Raw genomic sequence first — 20,307 nt, forward strand, 5'->3', positions numbered from 1 at the left:
CCATGCTTTCCAACCCTAATATCGATCTGGTTTCGCGCTTCCTTCGCCTGCCTCTGGAACAGCGCCAGCAGTTTTACCAGCGCCTGCAAAGCCGGGGTATGAGCTTCGCTCAACTGCCGATTGCCTCGATCCGTGAGGACGGCCAGATGCTGCCGTTGTCCTACGCCCAGGAGCGCCAGTGGTTTCTCTGGCAACTGGACCCGGACAGCGCCACTTACCATATTCCCGGCGCACTGCGTTTGCAGGGCCGTCTGGACTTGGCGGCGCTGCAACGCGCGTTCGACAGCCTGCTGGCCCGCCATGAAAGCCTGCGCACACGCCTGGTACAGGACGGCGAGCGCCTGCTGCAAAACGTAGCGCCTGAGGCGCGCATCGAGATACGCCAGGACGTTGCCGACGAACAGCAATTGCTGGCGCGCGTCGGGGCTGAGATAGCCCGGCCTTTCGATTTGCAGGCGGGGCCGCTGTTGCGCGTGAGCTTGCTGCAATTGGCCGAAGACGAGCATGTGCTGGTGATGGTGCAGCACCACATCATTTCCGATGGTTGGTCGATGCAGGTCATGGTCGAGGAACTGGTGCAGTTCTACGCCGCGCACAGCCAAGGCCGGGAGGTGCAACTGCCGGGTTTGCCGATCCACTACGCCGACTACGCGCTGTGGCAGCGCAGCTGGATGGAGGCCGGGGAGAAGGCCCGTCAATTGGCCTACTGGCAGGACCTGCTGGGCGGTGAGCAACCGGTGCTGGAATTACCCCTGGACCATCCGCGCCCGGCGCAGCAAAGCCATTGCGGCGCCAGCTTGCAGGTGCATCTGCCGGCGGACCTGGTGGCCGGTATCAAGCGCCTGGCCCAGCAAGAGGGCGTAACCCCGTTCATGCTGTTGCTGGCCTCGTTCCAGACCCTGCTGTTTCGCTACAGCGGCCAGTCGGACATCCGCATCGGCGTACCGAATGCCAACCGCAACCGCGTGGAAACCGAGCGGCTGATCGGCTTTTTCGTCAACACCCAAGTGCTCAAGGCCGACCTGGACGGGCAGATGAGCTTTGCCGAACTGCTGCAACAGGCCAAGCGCCGCTCCCTGGAAGCCCAGGCGCACCAAGACTTGCCGTTTGAACAACTGGTGGTGGCGCTGCAACCTGAGCGCAGCCTGAGCCACAACCCGCTGTTCCAAGTGATGTTCAACCACCAGACCGACGCCCAGGGCGGACGCGATGGCCAGCAATTACCCGGCCTGCGGGTGGCGCAGCTGGATTGGGAAAACCAGACCACGCATTTCGACCTGAGCCTGGACACCCATGAGTCCGCTGAAGGCCTCTGGGCGGCGTTGACCTATGCCACCGACCTGTTCGAAAGCGCAACCATCGAACGCTTGGCGCAGCATTGGCAGAACCTGCTCCAGGCGGCAGTGAGCGCACCTCGCAGCCGTCTTTGCGTGCTGTCGATGCTCGATGCGCCCGAACAACAGCGGATGCTCAAGGACTGGAATGCCCCCGCCACCGTCGCGGCACCGCATGCCGTGCACCAGTTGTTCGAGGCCCAGGCCCGCGAACATCCGGCGCGCCAGGCGCTGGCCCTGGATGACCAAACGCTCAGCTACGGTGAACTGAACCGCCAGGCCAATCGCCTGGCACACTACCTGATCGCCCAGGGCGTAGGCCCGGAAGTGCTGGTGGGGATCGCGGTCGAGCGCTCCTTTGCTATGGTGGTCAGCCTGTTGGCGGTGCTCAAGGCGGGTGGTGCCTACGTGCCGCTTGACCCTGAATACCCGCGTGAACGCCTGGTACATATGCTCGATGACAGTGGTGTGCGCCTGGTGTTAACCCAATCCCACCTGCGCGATCGTTTGCCATTGCCGGCCGATCTGACGGCGCTGGACATCGACCTGGCCGACGCGCAGCTGGCGCAGTGTGCCGAGCACAACCCGCCTACCGCGTTCGAGCCCCGCAGCCTGGCGTATGTCATCTACACCTCCGGCTCCACCGGCAAGCCAAAAGGCGTTGCCATCAGCCATGCGGCATTGAGCGAATTCGCCGGTATCGCGGCCGAGTATTCGCGTCTGGTCGCGGACGACCGCGTACTGCAGTTCGCGACCCTTAACTTCGATGGCTTTGTCGAGCAGCTGTACCCGGCCCTGACCTTGGGCGCGACGGTCGTGTTGCGCGGGCCGCAGTTGTGGGACGGCGCGGACCTGTACCGACAGATTATCGACCAAGGCATCACCCTGGCCGACTTGCCCACGGCCTATTGGAAACTGTTCCTGCAGGATTGCCTGGCAGCGGGGCCACGGCCCTATGGCGCATTGCGCCAGGTGCATATCGGCGGCGAAGCGATGCCGTTGGATGGCCCGGTGCTGTGGCGACGCGCGGGGTTGGGGCATGTACGCCTGCTCAATACCTACGGGCCGACCGAGGCCACGGTGGTGTCCAGCGTGCTCGATTGCAGCGATGACAATGCCGTGATGGGTGCGACGGCCAGCCCGATTGGTCGCGCGTTGCCGGGGCGCGGCCTGTATGTGTTGGACCCTGACCTTAACCTGTTGCCGGTGGGCGCCGTGGGTGAGCTGTACATTGCCAGTGCCGGCGGCCTGGCCCGTGATTACCTGCAACGCCCGAGCCTGACTGCCGAACGTTTTGTCGCCGACCCGTTCAGCACCCTGGGCGAGCGTCTTTACCGCACCGGTGACCTGGCGCGTTATCGCGCTGACGGGGTGATCGAATATGTCGGTCGCGTCGACCATCAGGTCAAAATTCGCGGGTTCCGTATCGAGTTGGGTGAGATCGAAGCGCTCCTGTTGGCACAGGAGGCGGTGCGCGAAGCCTTCCTGCTGGCCGCCGACAACCAGTTGGTGGCCTACCTCGTACCGGCCCAACCGTTGTCCGCGGCGGAACAGGCTGCGGCGGGCGAAACGCTCAAGGCCACCTTGCGTGAGCAACTGCCCGATTACATGGTGCCTGCGCACCTGATCTTCCTCGACCGCATGCCGTTGAACCCCAACGGCAAGCTTGACCGCCAGGCGCTGCCCAAACCCGATGGCAGCGCGGTGCAACAGGCCTGGCAGGCACCGGTTACGCCACGGCAACAGCAGGTTGCGGCGATCTGGGCCGATATTCTTGGCGTCGAGCGTGTGGGCCTGACCCATCACTTCTTCGAACTGGGCGGGCATTCACTGCTGGCCATGCAAGTGGTCTCGCGCATTCGTCAGGCATTGAAGCTCGAAGTGCCGCTCAAGCTGCTGTTCGAACAGCCGCGCCTGGAGGGGTTTGTCGCCGCACTGGCAACCCAGGACCCAGACGCACCGACCGCGCCCGCGCTGTTGCCGGTAGGGCGGGACCAGCCGTTGCCGCTGTCCTACGCCCAGGAGCGCCAGTGGTTTTTGTGGCAACTGGAGCCGCAAAGCGCCGCGTACCACATCCCCAGCGCCTTGCGTTTGAAAGGGCAGCTTGACTTGGGCGCACTGCAACGCAGTTTCGATACCTTGCTGGCTCGGCATGAAAGCCTGCGCACCCATTTGCGCCAGGAGCGCGACCGCACGGTTCAGATAATTTCGCCGCAGGTGTCGTTGCAGATAGCGCACGCCGAGGTGCATGAAGCGCAACTCAAGGCACGGGTCGAGGCCGAAATCGCCCAACCCTTCAATCTGGAACAAGGGCCTTTGCTGCGGGTTTCGTTGCTGCGCATCGCCGCTGATGAACATGTACTGGTCTTGGTGCAGCATCACATCGTGTCCGATGGCTGGTCGATGCAACTGATGGTTGAAGAGCTGGTGCAACTGTATGCGGCCTACAGCCAGGGACAGGTGTTGCAATGGCCGGCGCTGCCGATTCAGTACGCCGACTACGCCGTATGGCAGCGCAACTGGATGGAGGCGGGCGAGAAGGCCCGTCAACTGGCGTATTGGCGCGACATGCTCGGCGGTGAGCAGAGCGTGTTGGCGTTGCCGTTCGACCACCCGCGTCCTGCTGTGCAAAGCCATCGTGGCGCGCGCCTGGCATTCGAACTGCCCGGCGCGTTGACCCAAGGCCTCAAGGCCTTGGCCAAGCAGCAGGACGTGACCTTGTTCATGCTGCTATTGGCCTCGTTCCAGACGCTGCTGCACCGCTACAGTGGCCAGGAAGAGATCCGTGTCGGGGTGCCGATCGCCAACCGCAATCGCAGCGAGACCGAGCGTCTGATCGGCTTCTTCGTCAACACCCAGGTGCTCAAGGCCGATCTCCACGGGCAGATGAGCGTCGAGCAGCTGTTGCAACAGGCCCGGCAACGGGCGCTGGACGCCCAGGCCCACCAGGACCTGCCCTTCGAACAACTGGTGGAAGCGCTGCAACCCGAACGCAGCCTGAGCCACAACCCGTTGTTCCAAGTGATGTTCAACCACCAGACCGACGTGGGCCAGGCTCAGGTTCAGCAGCAACTGCCGAATCTTTCGGTAGAGGGGTTGGAATGGGAAAGCAAGACGGCGCATTTCGACCTGGACCTGGATATCCAGGAATCCACCGAAGGTATCTGGGCCACGCTCGGCTATGCGCAGGACCTGTTTGAGGCCAGTACCGTGCAACGCATGGCGCGACACTGGCAGAACCTGTTGCAAGGCATGGTTGCCGACCCACGGCAGACTCTCAGCCAATTGAACCTGCTGGACAACACCGAACGGCAGCAGATCCTTCAACGGTGGGACCAGAGCGACGCAGGTTTCTCGGCCAAGCGTCTGGTTCACGAGTTGGTGGCCGACCGCGCCGGGGAAACCCCCGAGGCGGTGGCGGTGAAATTTGGCGAGCAACAGCTGACTTACGGCGAGCTGGACCGCCAGGCCAACCGCCTGGCCCATGCATTGATCGCCCGTGGCGTTGGCCCCGAAGTGCGCGTGGCGATTGCCATGCCACGCAGCGCCGAGATCATGGTGGCGTTCCTGGCGGTGATGAAAGCCGGCGGCGTCTACGTGCCGCTGGACATCGAATACCCGCGTGACCGCCTGCTGTACATGATGCAGGACAGCCGTGCCCGATTGCTGTTGACCCATTCGACGGTGCAACAGCGCTTACCGATTCCAGACGGCCTGGAAGCCCTTGCCGTGGACCAGACGCAAGCCTGGTCCGCCAACGACGACAGCGCACCCGAGGTCGTGCTGGATGGCGACAACCTCGCCTACGTGATCTACACCTCCGGCTCCACCGGCATGCCCAAGGGCGTAGCGGTGTCCCACGGCCCGTTGGTGGCGCACATCATTGCCACCGGCGAGCGTTATGAAACATCGCCGGCCGATTGCGAACTGCATTTCATGTCGTTTGCCTTCGACGGCTCCCACGAAGGCTGGATGCACCCGCTGATCAACGGCGCCAGCGTGCTGATTCGCGATGACAGCCTGTGGCTGCCGGAGTACACCTACCAGCAGATGCATCGCCATCACGTGACCATGGCCGTGTTCCCGCCGGTGTACCTGCAACAGTTGGCCGAACATGCCGAGCGCGACGGTAACCCGCCCAAGGTTCGTGTGTATTGCTTCGGCGGTGATGCCGTGGCCCAGGCCAGCTATGACCTGGCTTGGCGCGCACTCAAGCCGACCTACCTGTTCAACGGTTACGGCCCGACGGAAACCGTGGTCACGCCGTTACTGTGGAAAGCGCGCAAGGGCGACCCCTGCGGAGCCGTCTACGCGCCGATCGGCACGCTGCTGGGCAACCGCAGCGGCTACGTGCTGGACGCGCAACTCAACCTGCAACCCATCGGCGTCGCCGGCGAGTTGTACCTGGGCGGTGAGGGCGTGGCCCGGGGTTACCTGGAGCGTCCGGCCCTGACCGCCGAACGCTTTGTGCCGGACCCATTCGGCAAGCCCGGCAGCCGTGTGTATCGCAGCGGCGACCTGACCCGTGGCCGCCCGGATGGTGTGGTGGATTACCTCGGTCGCGTCGACCATCAAGTGAAAATCCGGGGCTTCCGTATCGAGTTGGGCGAGATCGAAGCCCGCCTGCGCGAGCAGGACAGTGTCGGAGAAACCGTGGTGGTGGCCCAGGAGGGGCCGAGCGGCAAGCAACTTGTTGCCTATGTAGTGCCGCTCGACCCGCTGCTGATCGACGACGCAGTGGCGCAGTCGACCTGCCGCGAAGCCCTGCGCCGCGCCCTGAAAGCCCGCTTGCCGGACTATATGGTGCCCACGCACCTGATGTTCCTTGAGCGCATGCCGCTGACGCCGAACGGCAAGCTTGACCGCAAGGGCTTGCCGCGCCCGGATGTCAGCCAGATGCAGCAGGTGTACGTGGCGCCGCAGAGTGAGCTGGAGCAGAAGATCGCGGCGATCTGGTCCGACGTGCTGCGTCTGCCACGTGTTGGTTTGCACGATAACTTCTTCGAATTGGGCGGTGACTCGATCATCTCGATCCAGGTGGTCAGCCGTGCCCGCCAGGCCGGTGTGCGCTTCACGCCCAAGGATCTGTTCCAGCACCAGACGGTCCAGAGCCTGGCGGCCGTGGCCCGCGAAGGCGAGGGCGCGGTGGTGCTGGATCAGTCGGCATTGACCGGTGATTTGTTGTTGCTGCCCGTCCAGCAGGCGTTTTTCGCCGATAACATCCCCCAGCGTCACCACTGGAACCAGTCGGTGGTGCTACAGCCACACCAGGCGTTGCAGGCGCCGCTGCTGGTGGCGGCGCTGCAGGCCTTGATCGTGCATCACGACGCCTTGCGCATCGGTTTCGTCCAGGGCGCGGCAGGCTGGAGCGCGGCGTATCGCGGGCCGCAGCAGCATCAGGCCGAGCAGGTCCTGTGGCAGACCACCTTGAATGCGGTCGAAGAGTTGGAGGCCCTGGGTGAGGAAGCCCAGCGCAGCCTCGACCTGAGCGAAGGGCCGCTGCTGCGTGCAGTGCTCGTCGATCTGGCCGACGGCTCCCAGCGCTTGCTGCTGGTGATTCATCACTTGGTGGTGGACGGCGTGTCCTGGCGCATCCTGCTGGAAGACCTGCAAACGGCTTACCGCCAAGTTGCCCAAGGTGCCACGGTCGTGTTGCCCGCCAAGACCAGCGCGATCCGGGCCTGGGCCGAGCGTCTGCAAGCCTATGCACGCAGCGCCGCACTGGCGCAGGAACTGGCCTGGTGGCAGACGCAGTTGCAAGGCAGCCCAACCGGCCTGCCGGGGGCCGATCCACAGGCCAGTTTGAGCAACCGGCATGCGCTGAGCGTGACCACCCATCTGGATCAGGTCTTCACGCGGCGTCTGTTGCAGGACGCCCCCAGTGCTTACCGCACCCAGATCAATGACCTGTTGCTGACCGCACTGGCGCGCGTCGTTGTGCGCTGGACCGGTGACGCGTCGATGTTGATCCGCCTGGAAGGCCATGGCCGTGAAGACCTGTTCGACGAGATCGACCTGACCCGTACCGTCGGCTGGTTCACCAGCCTCTACCCGGTGAAGCTGGTGCCGACCGATTCGCTGGCCGGCTCCCTCAAGCAGATCAAGGAGCAGCTGCGCGCGATTCCCGACAAGGGCCTGGGCTTTGGTGCCCTGCGTTACCTGGGGAATGCCGAGGCTCAACAGGCCCTGAGCGAACTGCCGCGCCCACGCATCACCTTCAACTACCTGGGGCAATTCGACGGCAGTTTTGACGGCGGCGAAGAAGGCTTGTTCGTCCCCTCCGGTGATGGCAGTGGTGCCGAACAGAGTGGCGAGGCCCCGCTGGGCAACTGGTTGGAAATCAACGGCCAGGTCTACGCGGGCGAATTGAAGTTGAACTGGAGCTTCAGCCAGCAGATGTTCGACGAGGCGACGGTACAACGCCTGGCGGATGACTACGCCGCGGAACTCAAGGCGTTGATCGAGCACTGTGGTGTCAACCAGGGTGTCACGCCTTCGGACTTCCCGCTGGCGCGCCTGTCCCAGGCGCAACTGGACAGCTTGCCGGTGACGGTGGCTGACATCGAAGACGTTTACCCGCTGTCGCCGATGCAGCAAGGCATGCTCTTCCAATCGCTGTACGGCGAAGGCTCGGGTGACTACATCAACCAGATGCGCATCGATGTCGAGGGCCTGGATGTACCGCGCTTCCGCCAGGCCTGGCAGGCGGCGGTGGACAGCCATGAGATCCTGCGCAGCGGTTTTCTCTGGCAGACCGAGTTTGAGCAGCCGTTGCAGGTGGTCTACAAACAGATGCGCATGCCGTTCGCCGAGCTGGACTGGCAAGGTCGTCCTGACAGCAGTGCGGCACTCGATAGCCTCGCCGAGTCGGCGCGGGCCCAGGGGTTCGTGCTGGAACAGGCGCCGTTGCTGAGCCTGACGGTGGTCCGTACGGGGGCGTCCCGTTATCACTTGATCTACACCAACCACCACATCTTGATGGACGGCTGGAGTGGTTCGCAGTTGTTTGGCGAGGTCCTGCAACATTACGCCGGTGAACCGCTGCGTGCGCCCATCGGGCGTTACCGCGATTACATTGCCTGGCTGCAGGCGCAGGACAAGTCGGTCAGCGAGGCATTCTGGAAAGCGCAACTGCTCAACCTGCAGGAACCGACCCGCTTGGCCCGTGGCCTACAGGCTGCGCAAAGCGAGGCGCTGGCGGTCAACGGCGAGCACCGTCTGAACCTGGACGCCAGCCAGACCGCTCAGCTCAAGGCCTTCGCACAGCGCCATAAAGTCACCCTCAATACGCTGGTGCAAAGCGCCTGGCTGCTGCTGTTGCAGCATCACACCGGACAGGCCACCGTGGCGTTCGGCGCCACCGTGGCAGGCCGTCCGGCGCAATTGCGCGGTATCGAACAACAGGTGGGTCTGTTCATCAACACCTTGCCCGTCGTTGCCACGCCGGATGCACAGATGACGGTCAGCCAGTGGCTGCAGCAGATCCAGGCGCAGAACGTGCGCTTGCGTGAGCAGGAGCATACGCCGCTGTTCGAGATCCAGCGCTGGGCCGGGCTGGGGGGCGAAGCGCTGTTCGACAGCATTCTGGTGTTTGAGAACTACCCGGTCTCCGAAGCGCTGGAGCAGGGCGCACCCTCGGGCCTGACGTTCGGTGCCGTCCACAGCCTGGAGCAAACCCATTACCCGTTGACCGTGTTGCTGGGCATCGGTGACACCTTGGGCATGGAGTTCAATTACGACCGCCACGCCTTCAGCGCGGCGCATATCGAACAGTTGGCCGAGCACTTCCAGCAGCTGTTGCAGGCATTGGCAGTGGACGGCGCTCAGCGTCTGGCAACGTTGCCTTCGCTGGCCAGTACCGAGCGCGAAACGGTCCTGCATGCCTGGAACGCCACAGCCGCGGACTACCCGCTGCACCTTGCGGTGCATCAGCTGATCGAAGCCCAGGTGGTGCGCACACCGGACGCACCGGCGCTGGTATTCGCCGGGCAGGTGTTGAGTTACGCCGCGCTTAACCGTCGGGCAAACCGCCTGGCGCATCGCCTGATAGCAGCCGGCGTTGGGCCGGATGTCCTCGTGGGACTGGCGGTTGAGCGTTCGATTGAAATGGTCGTTGGCCTGCTGGCGGTACTCAAGGCCGGTGGCGCTTATGTGCCGCTGGACCCGGAATACCCCCGCGATCGATTGGCCTACATGCTGCAAGACAGCGACGTGAAGCTATTGTTGACCCAGGCGCATTTGCTGGAGCAACTGCCGATTCCAACGGGCTTGCACAGCCTGGTGCTGGAGCAGGGCGATGAGTGGTTGCAGGCCTACGCCGAGCAGAATCCGCTAGTCACCGTCGATGGCGAAAACCTCGCCTATGTGATCTACACCTCGGGCTCCACCGGCCAGCCCAAAGGCGCGGGTAACCGCCATTCGGCGCTGACCAACCGGCTGTGCTGGATGCAGCACGCGTATGGCCTGGAGGGCAGTGATACGGTCTTGCAGAAGACGCCGTTCAGTTTCGACGTGTCGGTGTGGGAGTTCTTCTGGCCGTTGATGACCGGCGCGCGCCTGGTCGTGGCAGCGCCGGGCGACCATCGTGATCCGGCCAGGCTGGTGAGCCTGATCAACGCCGAGCACGTCACGACGTTGCACTTTGTGCCGTCCATGCTCCAGGCCTTCTTGCAGGATGCCGGCGTCGGCGCCTGTCATAGCCTGCAGCGCATTGTGTGCAGCGGTGAAGCGCTGCCGGTGGATGCCCAGCAACAGGTGTTCGCCAAGCTGCCCCATGCCGGTTTGTACAACCTGTATGGGCCGACCGAAGCGGCAATCGACGTGACCCATTGGACCTGCGTCGACGAAGGGCGTGACGCCGTGCCGATTGGTCGGCCGATCGCCAACCTGGGCTGCTACGTATTGGACGGCAACTTGGAACCGGCACCCGTTGGCGTGTTGGGTGAACTCTATCTCGGCGGCGTCGGCCTGGCGCGCGGTTATCACCGTCGGCCGGCGCTGACCGCCGAACGCTTTGTGACCGATCCGTTCGGCAGTGGCAGCCGTTTGTATCGCACCGGGGACCTGGCGCGTTATCGCGACGATGGGGTGATCGAGTATGCCGGGCGCATCGATCACCAGGTCAAGCTGCGTGGCTTGCGCATCGAGTTGGGTGAAATCGAGGCCCGCCTGCTGGAGCACGCGTGTGTGCGTGAAGCGGCGGTGCTCGCCGTGGACGGCACGCACCTGGTGGGCTACCTGGTGCTGCAGGCGCCGAGCGAGGATTGGAAAGCACAGGTGGCGATGCACCTCGCGGCGCAGTTGCCGGACTACATGGTGCCGGCACAGTGGGTGGTGTTGACACAGATGCCCCTGAGCCCCAATGGCAAGCTGGACCGCAAGGCGTTGCCTAAACCGGAGGCGCAAGGTGCAGGCGCGTATCAGGCCCCGCAAAGCGCCATCGAGCAGCAGGTCGCGGCGATCTGGCGGGATGTCCTGGGTGTCGAGCGCGTAGGGCTGAACGACAACTTCTTCGAGTTGGGCGGTCACTCCTTGCTGGTGCTGATGCTCAAGGAACGTATCCGTAAAGTCAGCGGTGTCGGCTTGTCCGTCAGCCAGTTGATGCTTAACCCGACGGTACGTGGCCAGGTTAACTGCCTGCAGGGCGACGCGCGCAGCTCGTTGATCGTCAAGCTCAACAGCCAGACCGAAGGCACGCCGTTGTTCATGTTCCACCCAAGCTTCGGTTCGGTGCATTGCTACACCGCGATTGCCCTCGCGCTACGGGAGCAGCGTCCGGTGTTCGGGGTGATCTGTCGTGCGCTGGCCGAGGCGGGGGCAGAGGTGCCCGAATGGCAAGCCATGGTCGAGGATTACGCCGAGCAACTTCTGTTGGCCCAGCCCCAAGGCGCCTTCCGCCTGGCAGGCTGGTCGTTGGGTGGCAACCTGGCGATGGAAGTGGCCTACGTGCTGGAGCAAGCGGGACGCGACGTCGAATTTGTCGGCTGGATCGACGCCGCGCCGCCGCAGTGGCTCACGCCCTATTGGCAGGCGGTCGTCACCGAGGATGACCGTGAAATCTCGGCGAACGAGCGGCGTGCGGCCTTGTTGGGCGTGATGTTCCCGGCGTTTGCCGAGCGGATTCAGGCGGCCTGGCAGCAATGTCAGCGTGATGCCCAAGACGAAGCGGGGCAGTGGCAAGGGTTTATCGCCTGGGCCGAGCAGACCCTGGGCGAGGCCTTTACCGGTATCAAGGACGAGTTGCTGCGTGGCAATGAGGCGCAGATTTCCTGGGAGGTCGACCGCGCGCTGAGTGAGCGTCTGTCGGCGGCGGACTTCAAGCCGATCAAGGCCCCGGTCAGTTGCTGGTGGGCGTCCATGAGCCGCGCCGGTCAGTTCAAGGACCTCATTGAGCAGCACATGGCAAGCACCCTTGTTCAGGGGCGGATCGAGCGTTCAGTGGTGATCGAGACTGATCACGACGGGATCATCGACAGTGCCGAGTTCATCCGTAGCCTGGTGGCCGCCATGGAATAACACCTCAAATGATGAACACTGAACCTGTGGCGAGGGGGCAAGCTCCCTCGCCACAGGGGAGGGCGGGGCACAAAAAAGCCCGATGAAAGCAGCGCTTCCATCGGGCTTTCGATTGATCGCCGCAAGGGCGATCAAGGCATCACATCAGAAGTCCCAGCGGGTGCTGAACATCACGTTGCGCGGCTCACCGTAGGCAGCCGAGTTATAGAAGCCCACGTTGGTGTAGTAGGACTTGTCGAAGATGTTATTGAAGTTGACAGTCGCCGAGAGGTTCTTGGTGACCTGGTAGCGGGTCATCAAGTCCACCAGCCAATAGGCCTTCTGGGTGATGTCCTGGTTGGTGTTGAGCGGCGAGTTGTAGATTTCATACCAACCCTTGCTCTGCCAGCGCAGGCCGCCACCAATGGTGAATTGATCCAGGTCGCCCTTGAGCTTGTAGGTGGTGTTCAGGTTGACCTGGTGCTCAGGCTCGAAGGTGGAGATTTTCTTGTCGTTATCGTCACGCACGATCTTGTGGGTGTAGCCGCCCTGAACCTGCCAGCCTGGGCTCAGCTCACCGGAAACTTCAGCTTCATAGCCTTTGGTCACGGCCTTGGAACCCTTGAACGCGTAGTTGCTGGGGGCCGGGGTCTGGTTGTTGTAGGCATCGTCCGAGATAGCGCGGTTGGTCTCATGCACTTCGAAGTAAGCAACGCTGGCGTTCAGGCGGCCATCGAGGAAGTCGCCCTTGAGGCCCAACTCATAGTTTTGCCCTTCATCCGGTTCCAGCAGCTTCTGATTCCGATCTTTGTAGGTGCTTTCCTGGGGTTGGAAAATATCGGTGTAGCTGGCGTACGCCGAAATGTTGTCATTGAGGTCGTAGACCACACCGGCGTAAGGCACGAACCGGCCGGTTTCCTTGTAGGAAGGGTTGATGCCGGTGACGTGGTAGTTGGCGACGCGCCCACCGAGGATTACGTGCAGGTCATCCATCACGTTCAAGCGTGTGGTCATGTAGTAGCCGGTCTGGCGGATGGTGTCGTCGATGTATTGTTGGACAGGGCCGTAGATCGGCTTGGCGATGTGGCCATTCCAGTTATAGAAATCGACTTTATTGCCGCCTGGCCATTCTGGCGACCAGTACCCCTTGCCTTGCCAACGCGACGTGCCGATCGAGCCGCCCACCACCAGTTCATGTTCGCGGCCGAACAGGCTGAAAGGCCCGGTGGCGTAGAGGTCGGCCGAAGTGCTTTTGGTTTCACCGGTGTATTTCTGACCGTTGATCTCGGCGGTGCCATCGGCTGCCGGCTGGACAAACTGGATCGAACCGAGGTCGGCATGGTAGCTGTTGATCTTGTGGTCGAGCTGGAATTTAGTGACCCAGCCGTCACCCATATCATGCTCAAGCATGGCAAAGGCGGTGCGGGTGTTCTGTTCCCAGGAACTCCAGGTGGTGCCGTTGTTATAGGAGCGTGGCATCTTGTTGATGCTGCCGTTGGAGTTGACCAACGGGAACGAACCGGACCAGCTGGAGCCTTTTGGAATGTTGTCCTGATAGTCGAAGCCGACGGTCAACATGGTGTCGGGTGACAGGTCGAACTCGGTAATGCCGTAGTAGGTTTCGGTCTTGCGCGAGTAGTGGTCCATGAAGGACTTTTTGTCCTGGTACGCCGCCACTGCACGGCCCCGGACATTGCCGCTGTCGGTCAACGGGCCGCTCACATCCACTTCGCTGCGATAGTTGTCCCAGGAGCCGGCCCCCAGTTGCACATGGCCCTTGAACTCCGACGTCGGCTTCTTGCGGATCAAGTTGATGGTCGCGCCCAGGGAGCCGGCGCCGTTGAGCAGGCCGGTGGCACCCTTGAGCACTTCGACGCGGTCATAGATCGCCATGTCGCTCAGGGTGTTCCCCGCCGAGTAGCCGACGTTGCGCACGGTGGACGGAATACCGTCGTACTGGAAACTGTTGACCGAGAATCCACGCGAGTAATAGTTGGTACGGTCGGTGTCATAGGCCGATACGGTGATGCCAGGCGTGTGGCGCATCACGTCATCGACGTTGTTGAGGCCGAAGTCCTCGATATGTTGCCGGGTAATCACCGTGATCGACTGTGGGGTTTCCCGCGGGGTCAGGGTCAGCCGCGTGGCCGTGGCAATGGTGCCCGGCGTGTAGGAGCCGGAGCCCTCGGTGATGTTGCCCAGCACGTTGCCGGTCACTTGGGTCGGACTCAATTCCAGCCCGGCGGACGCGCCGGCGGCGGTAACGGTCAGCGCGTTGCCACTGAGGCTGTGGGTGGTTGAAGTGCCTGCCAGCAAGGTGTTGATCGCCTGCTGCGGATCCAGTTTGCCTTTGATCGCAGTGCTGTTTTTTCCTGCTACGTCGGTCGGGCTGTACAGCACCTGCAGGTTGGCCTGGCGGCCGAATTCCTGCAGTGCACTCCCCAGTGCCTGTGCTGGAATGTCCAACTCGATCTCCTGTGCCTGCACATAGCCGGCAACCGGCAGCGATACCGCAAGGGCAAGCGCGCTCGGCAGGAGGTTGATGTTCAGGGCCCTGGTTAGCGCTTTGCTCAGTGGGCTGAGACCGAGTCGTGCTGACATGGATGGTTTCTCTTCTGTGTTTTAAGTGGGCAAATTTTAAAGTTTATTGAGGTTGGTTCTCATTACCACTAGTGAGACGTTTCTACTTCGGAAAACCGGAAAAGAAAATTTCATGCAGGCTCCATCTCGTGCACCACCTGGCCGGCGCGCAGCCGTACGAGCTGATCGGCGATGTCGAAATAACGGTCGTCATGGCTGATCACGATGATGGTTTTGCCCAGGCGCTTGAGGTCCGGCAGCAGTTCGGTATAGAAAATTCGACGGAAGGCCGGGTCCTGGTCGGCGGCCCATTCGTCGAACACCAGCACTGGGCGTTCTTCCAGCCATGCGTTGACCAGTGCCAGGCGCTTGCGCTGGCCGGTGGACAGGTCGGTGGTGCTGAATACGCCGTCCTTGACGCTGACCTTGTGCGCGATCTCCAGGCGTTCCAGGTATTTAGTCGCGCTGTCCAGTGACTGGGTGGCGCTGCCCTGGACGAGGTCGTCGAACAGGTAATAGTCGGCGAATACCGTGGTGAACAATTGGCGATAGTCATCGCGCTCGGGGTCGGTCACGGCCTCGCCGTTGAGCAGGATTTCGCCGGACTGCGGCGGGTAGAGCCCCAGCAGCAATTTGATCAGCGTGGTCTTGCCACTGCCGTTTTCGCCGACGATAAACACGATGTCGCCCTGGGCAATGCTCAGGTTGATCGGCCCCAGGTGAAACGGCTCGCTGCCTTCCACGGCCGGTGGGCTGTAGCTCACGTTGCGCAGTTCCAGGCTGTTGACGATCGGTGTCGGCGCCTCGCTGTCATCCATCAGCAGGTGCGGTTCCGGAGAGGAGAAGCGCTCCGACAACTCGCTGATACGCCCAAAGGCAATCTTCGCCTTGCCCACCACGGGCAGGTAACCCAGCAGGTGTTCCAGCGGGCCTTTCATGTACAACAGCACCAGCACGAAGCCGGTGATCACGGTCGGGTCCGGGTTCGGGTTATAGGCCTGCATCGCCAGGGCCAGGCCGATGACGACGAAGAACAGCATCGAGCCGAAGGTCTTGGCGAGGATATAGATGTTGACCGAACGCACCTGAATATCGCTGATGCGGTCCGCCGTTTCCTGGATACGGTGGGTGTTCATGCGAAAGCGTCGTGGCCGATGCATGCGCAGTTCCTTGGCGCCGGACGCGATGGCGTTGTAATAACGCTGCAATTCGTCTTCATGGCTGCGTGCCAAGTCAAAGCCTTGGATACCTTTGCCGCCGGCGATGAACTGCACGGCGCTGCCAATCACGATGGCGACGACCATCATCAGGAACATCGGTACCGACAGGTAAGCCAGGTAGCCCAGGCAGCCCAGCGTCACCGTGGCGGCAATGGCCAAGGGCGTGAACGCGAAGGAGAAGTCGCTGATGGTGTCGACATCGTGGGTCAGCACCGGGATCAGTCGATGGGAGCGGTAGCGCTCGATTTGCCCGATGGGCGCCGACAGCACTTTTTCCCCCAGGTCTTTGCGCAGGGCGGCAATGATCCGTTGGCCGACGTAGTTGGTGCCGATGTCGGAAATGATCGAGCTGACCAGGGCCAGCACGCACAAGGCTGCAAAGGTCAGGATCACGCCCTGGGTCATGCCTTGTGGGGAGTGCAGGGCATTGTTGATGGTCGCCAGCAGCAACGTGATGGCCAGGCCGCCGGCCATGCCCAGGGCGACGGAGACGGTCACGATGGTGCGAAAGGGCCTGAGCAATGCGAGCAGACCGTTGAAGGCGCCGCGCTTGGGGTCGGTCATAAATACTTCCCGGAAAGTGAAAAAGAGGGGGCTGGGCACACAGACCCTTACCCATGACAAACGAAGTGTCGGCGCGACTATTTAGCTCGGTGTGCCGGGCGGTGGCCGGGGTGGATAAATTGCGCGTGGGCTGGTTCGTTCTTGTGGTGTAGGCGCACGCGTATTGGCGCGTGCCTGATCTATCCAGCGAGAGCGAGACAATGACGAAAAAGAATCTGGTGTACGTGTGGTCCCTGCGCAATGCCGCGGCCGACAAGGCCGGGCAGCCGGTGGCGTACAAGGACCATGAGCGCTACATGATGTCGGTGCTGGAATCCCTGGTGGGGGCGCTGAACGACACGCCGCTGGGCGAGGCCTACAACCTGGTGGGCGTGGTGTATGACGATGACGAGCAGAACCCACGGGACCAGCAATTGGTCAGCGACTACGGTTTTGCCTACCAGCCGGGTCGCCAGTGGCTGTATCCCGCCGACCTGCGCGTGCAGGGGCGCCTGGTCAATGATCTGTTACTGAGTGTGCCGTCGACCTATCGGCGCCTGCCTCGGGGCAGCGCGGAACATATCGCCGGCAAGCAGGATTTCGAACGCCGCCTGCATGACACGCTGGTGGAGTTGAAGGCCGATATCGTGGTGCTGGACGGCCTGCTGGTGATTCTGGACGAGCTGGTGCGCCCCGGTGCGCCGTTTGCCCGTCGCATCATGAACATCCACCCAGGTATCACCCGCATCGAATCGCCGTACGAGCGCCGTGGTGCTTATGCGACCTGGAATGCCCTGTACGGCGCGCGTGGGCTGACGGTCACGGATTGGGCGACCAAGGCCACGACGCCCTCGGCGCCGCTGTACCTCACCGGCGCGTCGTTCCACTACGTGGACAACGGCATCGACTCGGGCGAAGTGTTCCACGACGTGCTCAAGACCGAGATCTCGCCGGAGGACACCATCCTTGAGTTGCGTTGGAACAACTTCAATAACAGCCTGTTCCCGGCGTTGCATGAAGGGTTGGCGTTGTTGGCGCAGCAGGGAATCTAAAGCGGGCACAGTTAAAAATGTGGGAGGGGGGCTTGCTCCCGTGGCGGCCTGACAGCCGAGCGCCATCTAACGGTTAGGCTGCGATCCAAATGTGGGAGGGGGCTTGCCCCCGATAGCGGTGTGTCAGTCAATTCATCAGGTGACTGATTCAGCGCCATCGAGGCCTCGGTATCTACACAATTCTAGGTATGGCGCTGGACCTGTGGCGAGGGAGCTTGCTCCCGTGGCGGCCTGACAGCCGAGCGCCATCTAACGGTTAGGCTGCGATCCAAATGTGGGAGGGGGCTTGCCCCCGATAGCGGTGTGTCAGTCAATTCATCAGGTGACTGATTCAGCGCCATCGAGGCCTCGGTATCTACACAATTCTGGGTATGGCGCTGGACCTGTGGCGAGGGAGCTTGCTCCCGTGGCGGCCTGACCGCTGGCCTGGATGTTGGATCAGACTGGGTACATATCCGTTATTTGGGTAACGGCCGCTATGGGTTCCGCCCTTACGGCGGGTCACTTTTGGAAAGGCCCAAAAGTAACCAAAAGGCCTTCGCCCCAACACTCGGCACCTCGCCTAGGCTCGGTGTGCCCGTAATCCGACAGGTATTTGGGGGGCCGCCGCTACGCGCCATCCATGGCGCGGGGCGGCTAAACCGGCATCCCTGCCGGTTTACCCCCCAAATCCCTGTCGAATTCCGGCCAGCGTGTTTGACGGGGCGCCTGAGATCAAAAGCGAGATCAAGAGCGGCTCGCTTCGCATCGTGGTTACCTGGGTTACCTGGGTTACCTGGGTTGCCTTGGTCGCCGGGGTTGCTACAGCGTTGTGTAGAGACTTATGCCGCCGAGGGCGGTAGGTCAGGTACTGATACTCTGACGGGTACACCACCATCGGGTAAGTCCCCTCCCTCATTTGATCTTCTGCGTTATTACAGGTCGCGCACGACCCTGAAGCCAATCCAATCCCCCCGCGTCTGCGGGTAGATGTTGTTGCGGTTGCCGGAGCGCGAGAACACCGGCGCTTCTCCCCAGTCATTGCCGCGAATCATGTAGCCCTCGCAGTTTGGCTCCATCCACGCGCTGCCGTCGGTAGGCGCGCCGATATAGTTGGAGTGCTCGCAGTCGGCCACTCGCTCGTAGACGTTGCCATGCATGTCGTACATGCCAAACGCATTCGGCGGGTAGCTGCCGACGGGCGACGAGTAGCTGTACCCATCGGCCGGGCCATAGGTGTTGGCGTGCTTGGCGATGCTGTAGTCCTTGCCCTCGTCGAACGGGAAGGGGAATGGTCCGGTAGAACCGGCGCGCGCAGCGTATTCACGTTGGGCTTCGCTGACCATGTGGTACTGCTGGCCGGTTTTTTTCGACAGCCAGGCCACGTACTGCTTGATGTCGTCCATGTCCATGCACACCGCCGGCTGGCGTGGGCCCTGGGGGTAGCGCGGCTTGCTGGCGATGCATTCGCGGCCGGGGCGGGTGTCACCGTCGGCGATCTTCACCCCGGTCTGGCGGATGTAGCTGTCCCATTCGCCGGCGGTGATGTGGAAGCGGCTCATGGCGAACGGTTTGGCGAAGGTCACGTCGTGCATCGGGCCTTCATCCGGCTCGCGGCCGACTTCATCGTCCGGCGTACCCATGGTGAAGGTGCCGGCAGGCAGCACCACCATTTCCGGACAGTCCTTGCAGTCCTTGAACACTTTGCCGGGTTGTGGCGCGGCGGCCTGGGCCAGGTTGGGCAGCAAGGCGCTGCACAGGGCGGAAAGCGCCAGGGCTGTGAGCGGTTTGTTCATGTGGGCCTCTCATTCAAAGGGGAAAAGGTGGGTGTCACGCCCGCTGGCTCAGCAAGGTCATGAAGCGCTGGATCTCGGCGGAGGAATTGAGCAGGCCGGGGGCGGTTCGGATCACCGGGCCGACATCGCGGTCCACGGCGTCGATCACCACGCGGTTTTTCATCATGTAGGCCGCCACGGCATCACTGTCCTGGCCGTTGACGCGGAAGAAGGTGAAACCGGCCGACAGTTCAGGGCTGTGGGGGGTGACCAGTTCGATCTTTGGGTGTGCCAGCAACTGGTCTTTCAGTTCGGTGTTGAGTGCATGAATCCGCGCCTGCACCTGCGCCTTGCCCAGTTGCAGATGCAGCTTGAAGGCTTCGTCCGCCGCCCAGCGATGCTCGAAGGCGTGGTAGCCGCCCGGGGTCATGACGGTGGCGAAGTCCTTGTCTTCGGAGAAGGTTGGCACCATCGGGGTCACGTCGTTGTTTTGCGGGTCGCGGGCGCAGACCAGGCCCGTGCCGCGTGGGCCGAACATCCACTTGTGGGTACCCGCGATGAAAAAGTCGCAATGCATATCCGGGAAGTCGAGGTTTTCTACGCCGAAACCGTGCACGCCATCCACCACGTAAAGGATACGGTCCTTGTCGTCACGGTTGCGGTTGTGTTCTTCGACCAGCTTGCCGATCTCGCCAATGGGCAGCTTCACGCCGCTGCCGGACTGCACCCAGGTCATACCGAGGACGCGGGTGTTGGGGCGGATATTGCGCTGGATGTTGCCCAGCACCTCGTCGGCAGACACGCGGTTGGCGCTGTCGAACAGGCGAATCTTGCGGACCTGGGTCTGCTCCTTGCGCACGCGAAAGTCCAGGCTGTACTCGGTGGCATAGTGTTCGTGGACGGTGGTGAGGATTTCCTGGTCAGGTCGCACCTTGATCCCGCCGTAAATCATCGCCAGCCCTTCGGACGTGCTGCCGGTGAGGGCGATCTGCGGCGGGGTGGCCTTCAGGTAGCGTCCCGCCCACTCGCGCACCTGACCTTCGCGCTTCCAGGTTTCCTGCAGGTCCCAGTCCATGGCCAGCCCTGGGTTGCGGTCGATCTGTGCGCGGTAACGCTCGATAGCCTCGCGCACCGGCTTGGGGTGGGTAGCCACCAGGAAATTGGAAAAGTGCAGGTAATCCGGGTCCTGGTTGAACAGTTGCTTGAGCCCCGTCCATGGGTCATCGGTTGCAGGGGCGGCAAGGGCCTGCGGAAGCAGGGCGGCGCCCAGTGGCAGGCTGGCGGCAAATACACCAGCCTGCTTGAGAAAGGTACGGCGGTCGGTCATGGA

General features: G+C 62.5%; 6 protein-coding genes. 2 read left to right on the forward strand and 4 right to left on the reverse strand.

Annotated elements, in window-relative coordinates:
* Window positions 1–2: 2 nt before the first annotated feature.
* On the forward strand, window positions 3–11,849 hold the full coding sequence (locus PF1751_RS11140; protein ID WP_044287023.1) for a non-ribosomal peptide synthase/polyketide synthase: 11,847 nt from the start codon (window positions 3–5) through the stop codon (window positions 11,847–11,849).
* 144 nt (window positions 11,850–11,993) lie between these two features.
* Here PF1751_RS11140 and PF1751_RS11145 read toward each other — a convergent pair whose 3' ends face one another.
* Window positions 11,994–14,429: a TonB-dependent siderophore receptor gene (locus PF1751_RS11145; protein WP_010211060.1), complete on the reverse strand. Its 2,436-nt coding sequence runs from the start codon at window positions 14,427–14,429 to the stop codon at window positions 11,994–11,996.
* Window positions 14,430–14,539: 110 nt separating this feature from the next.
* Window positions 14,540–16,192: a cyclic peptide export ABC transporter gene (locus PF1751_RS11150; RefSeq protein ID WP_044287024.1), complete on the reverse strand. Its 1,653-nt coding sequence runs from the start codon at window positions 16,190–16,192 to the stop codon at window positions 14,540–14,542.
* Between the two features lie 200 nt (window positions 16,193–16,392).
* Here PF1751_RS11150 and PF1751_RS11155 point away from each other — a divergent pair, with 200 nt between their 5' ends.
* Window positions 16,393–17,223, forward strand: coding sequence for a formyl transferase (locus tag PF1751_RS11155; RefSeq protein WP_031291047.1), 831 nt, complete (start codon window positions 16,393–16,395; stop codon window positions 17,221–17,223).
* Between the two features lie 914 nt (window positions 17,224–18,137).
* Here PF1751_RS11155 and pvdO read toward each other — a convergent pair.
* Together pvdO and pvdN are read right to left on the reverse strand one after the other, a co-directional pair.
* Window positions 18,138–18,998 (reverse strand): dihydropyoverdine dehydrogenase, encoded by an 861-nt coding sequence (gene pvdO / locus PF1751_RS11165; RefSeq protein ID WP_010211056.1) that lies wholly within the window; start codon window positions 18,996–18,998, stop codon window positions 18,138–18,140.
* Between the two features lie 34 nt (window positions 18,999–19,032).
* On the reverse strand, window positions 19,033–20,304 hold the full coding sequence (pvdN, locus tag PF1751_RS11170) for a pyoverdine-tailoring periplasmic protein PvdN (protein WP_021491742.1): 1,272 nt from the start codon (window positions 20,302–20,304) through the stop codon (window positions 19,033–19,035).
* Between the last annotated feature and the right edge of the window lie 3 nt (window positions 20,305–20,307).

This window comes from Pseudomonas simiae, assembly GCF_000934565.1.
Classification (GTDB): Bacteria; Pseudomonadota; Gammaproteobacteria; order Pseudomonadales; family Pseudomonadaceae; genus Aquipseudomonas; species Aquipseudomonas simiae.

What these genes read in the sequence shown, in the direction of transcription:
- PF1751_RS11140 (WP_044287023.1), top strand. Translation starts at nt 3, where the DNA reads ATGCTTTCCAACCCTAATATCGATCTGGTTTCGCGCTTCCTTCGCCTG.
- PF1751_RS11145 (WP_010211060.1), bottom strand. Translation starts at nt 14,429, where the DNA reads ATGTCAGCACGACTCGGTCTCAGCCCACTGAGCAAAGCGCTAACCAGG.
- PF1751_RS11150 (WP_044287024.1), bottom strand. Translation starts at nt 16,192, where the DNA reads ATGACCGACCCCAAGCGCGGCGCCTTCAACGGTCTGCTCGCATTGCTC.
- PF1751_RS11155 (WP_031291047.1), top strand. Translation starts at nt 16,393, where the DNA reads ATGACGAAAAAGAATCTGGTGTACGTGTGGTCCCTGCGCAATGCCGCG.
- pvdO (WP_010211056.1), bottom strand. Translation starts at nt 18,998, where the DNA reads ATGAACAAACCGCTCACAGCCCTGGCGCTTTCCGCCCTGTGCAGCGCC.
- pvdN (WP_021491742.1), bottom strand. Translation starts at nt 20,304, where the DNA reads ATGACCGACCGCCGTACCTTTCTCAAGCAGGCTGGTGTATTTGCCGCC.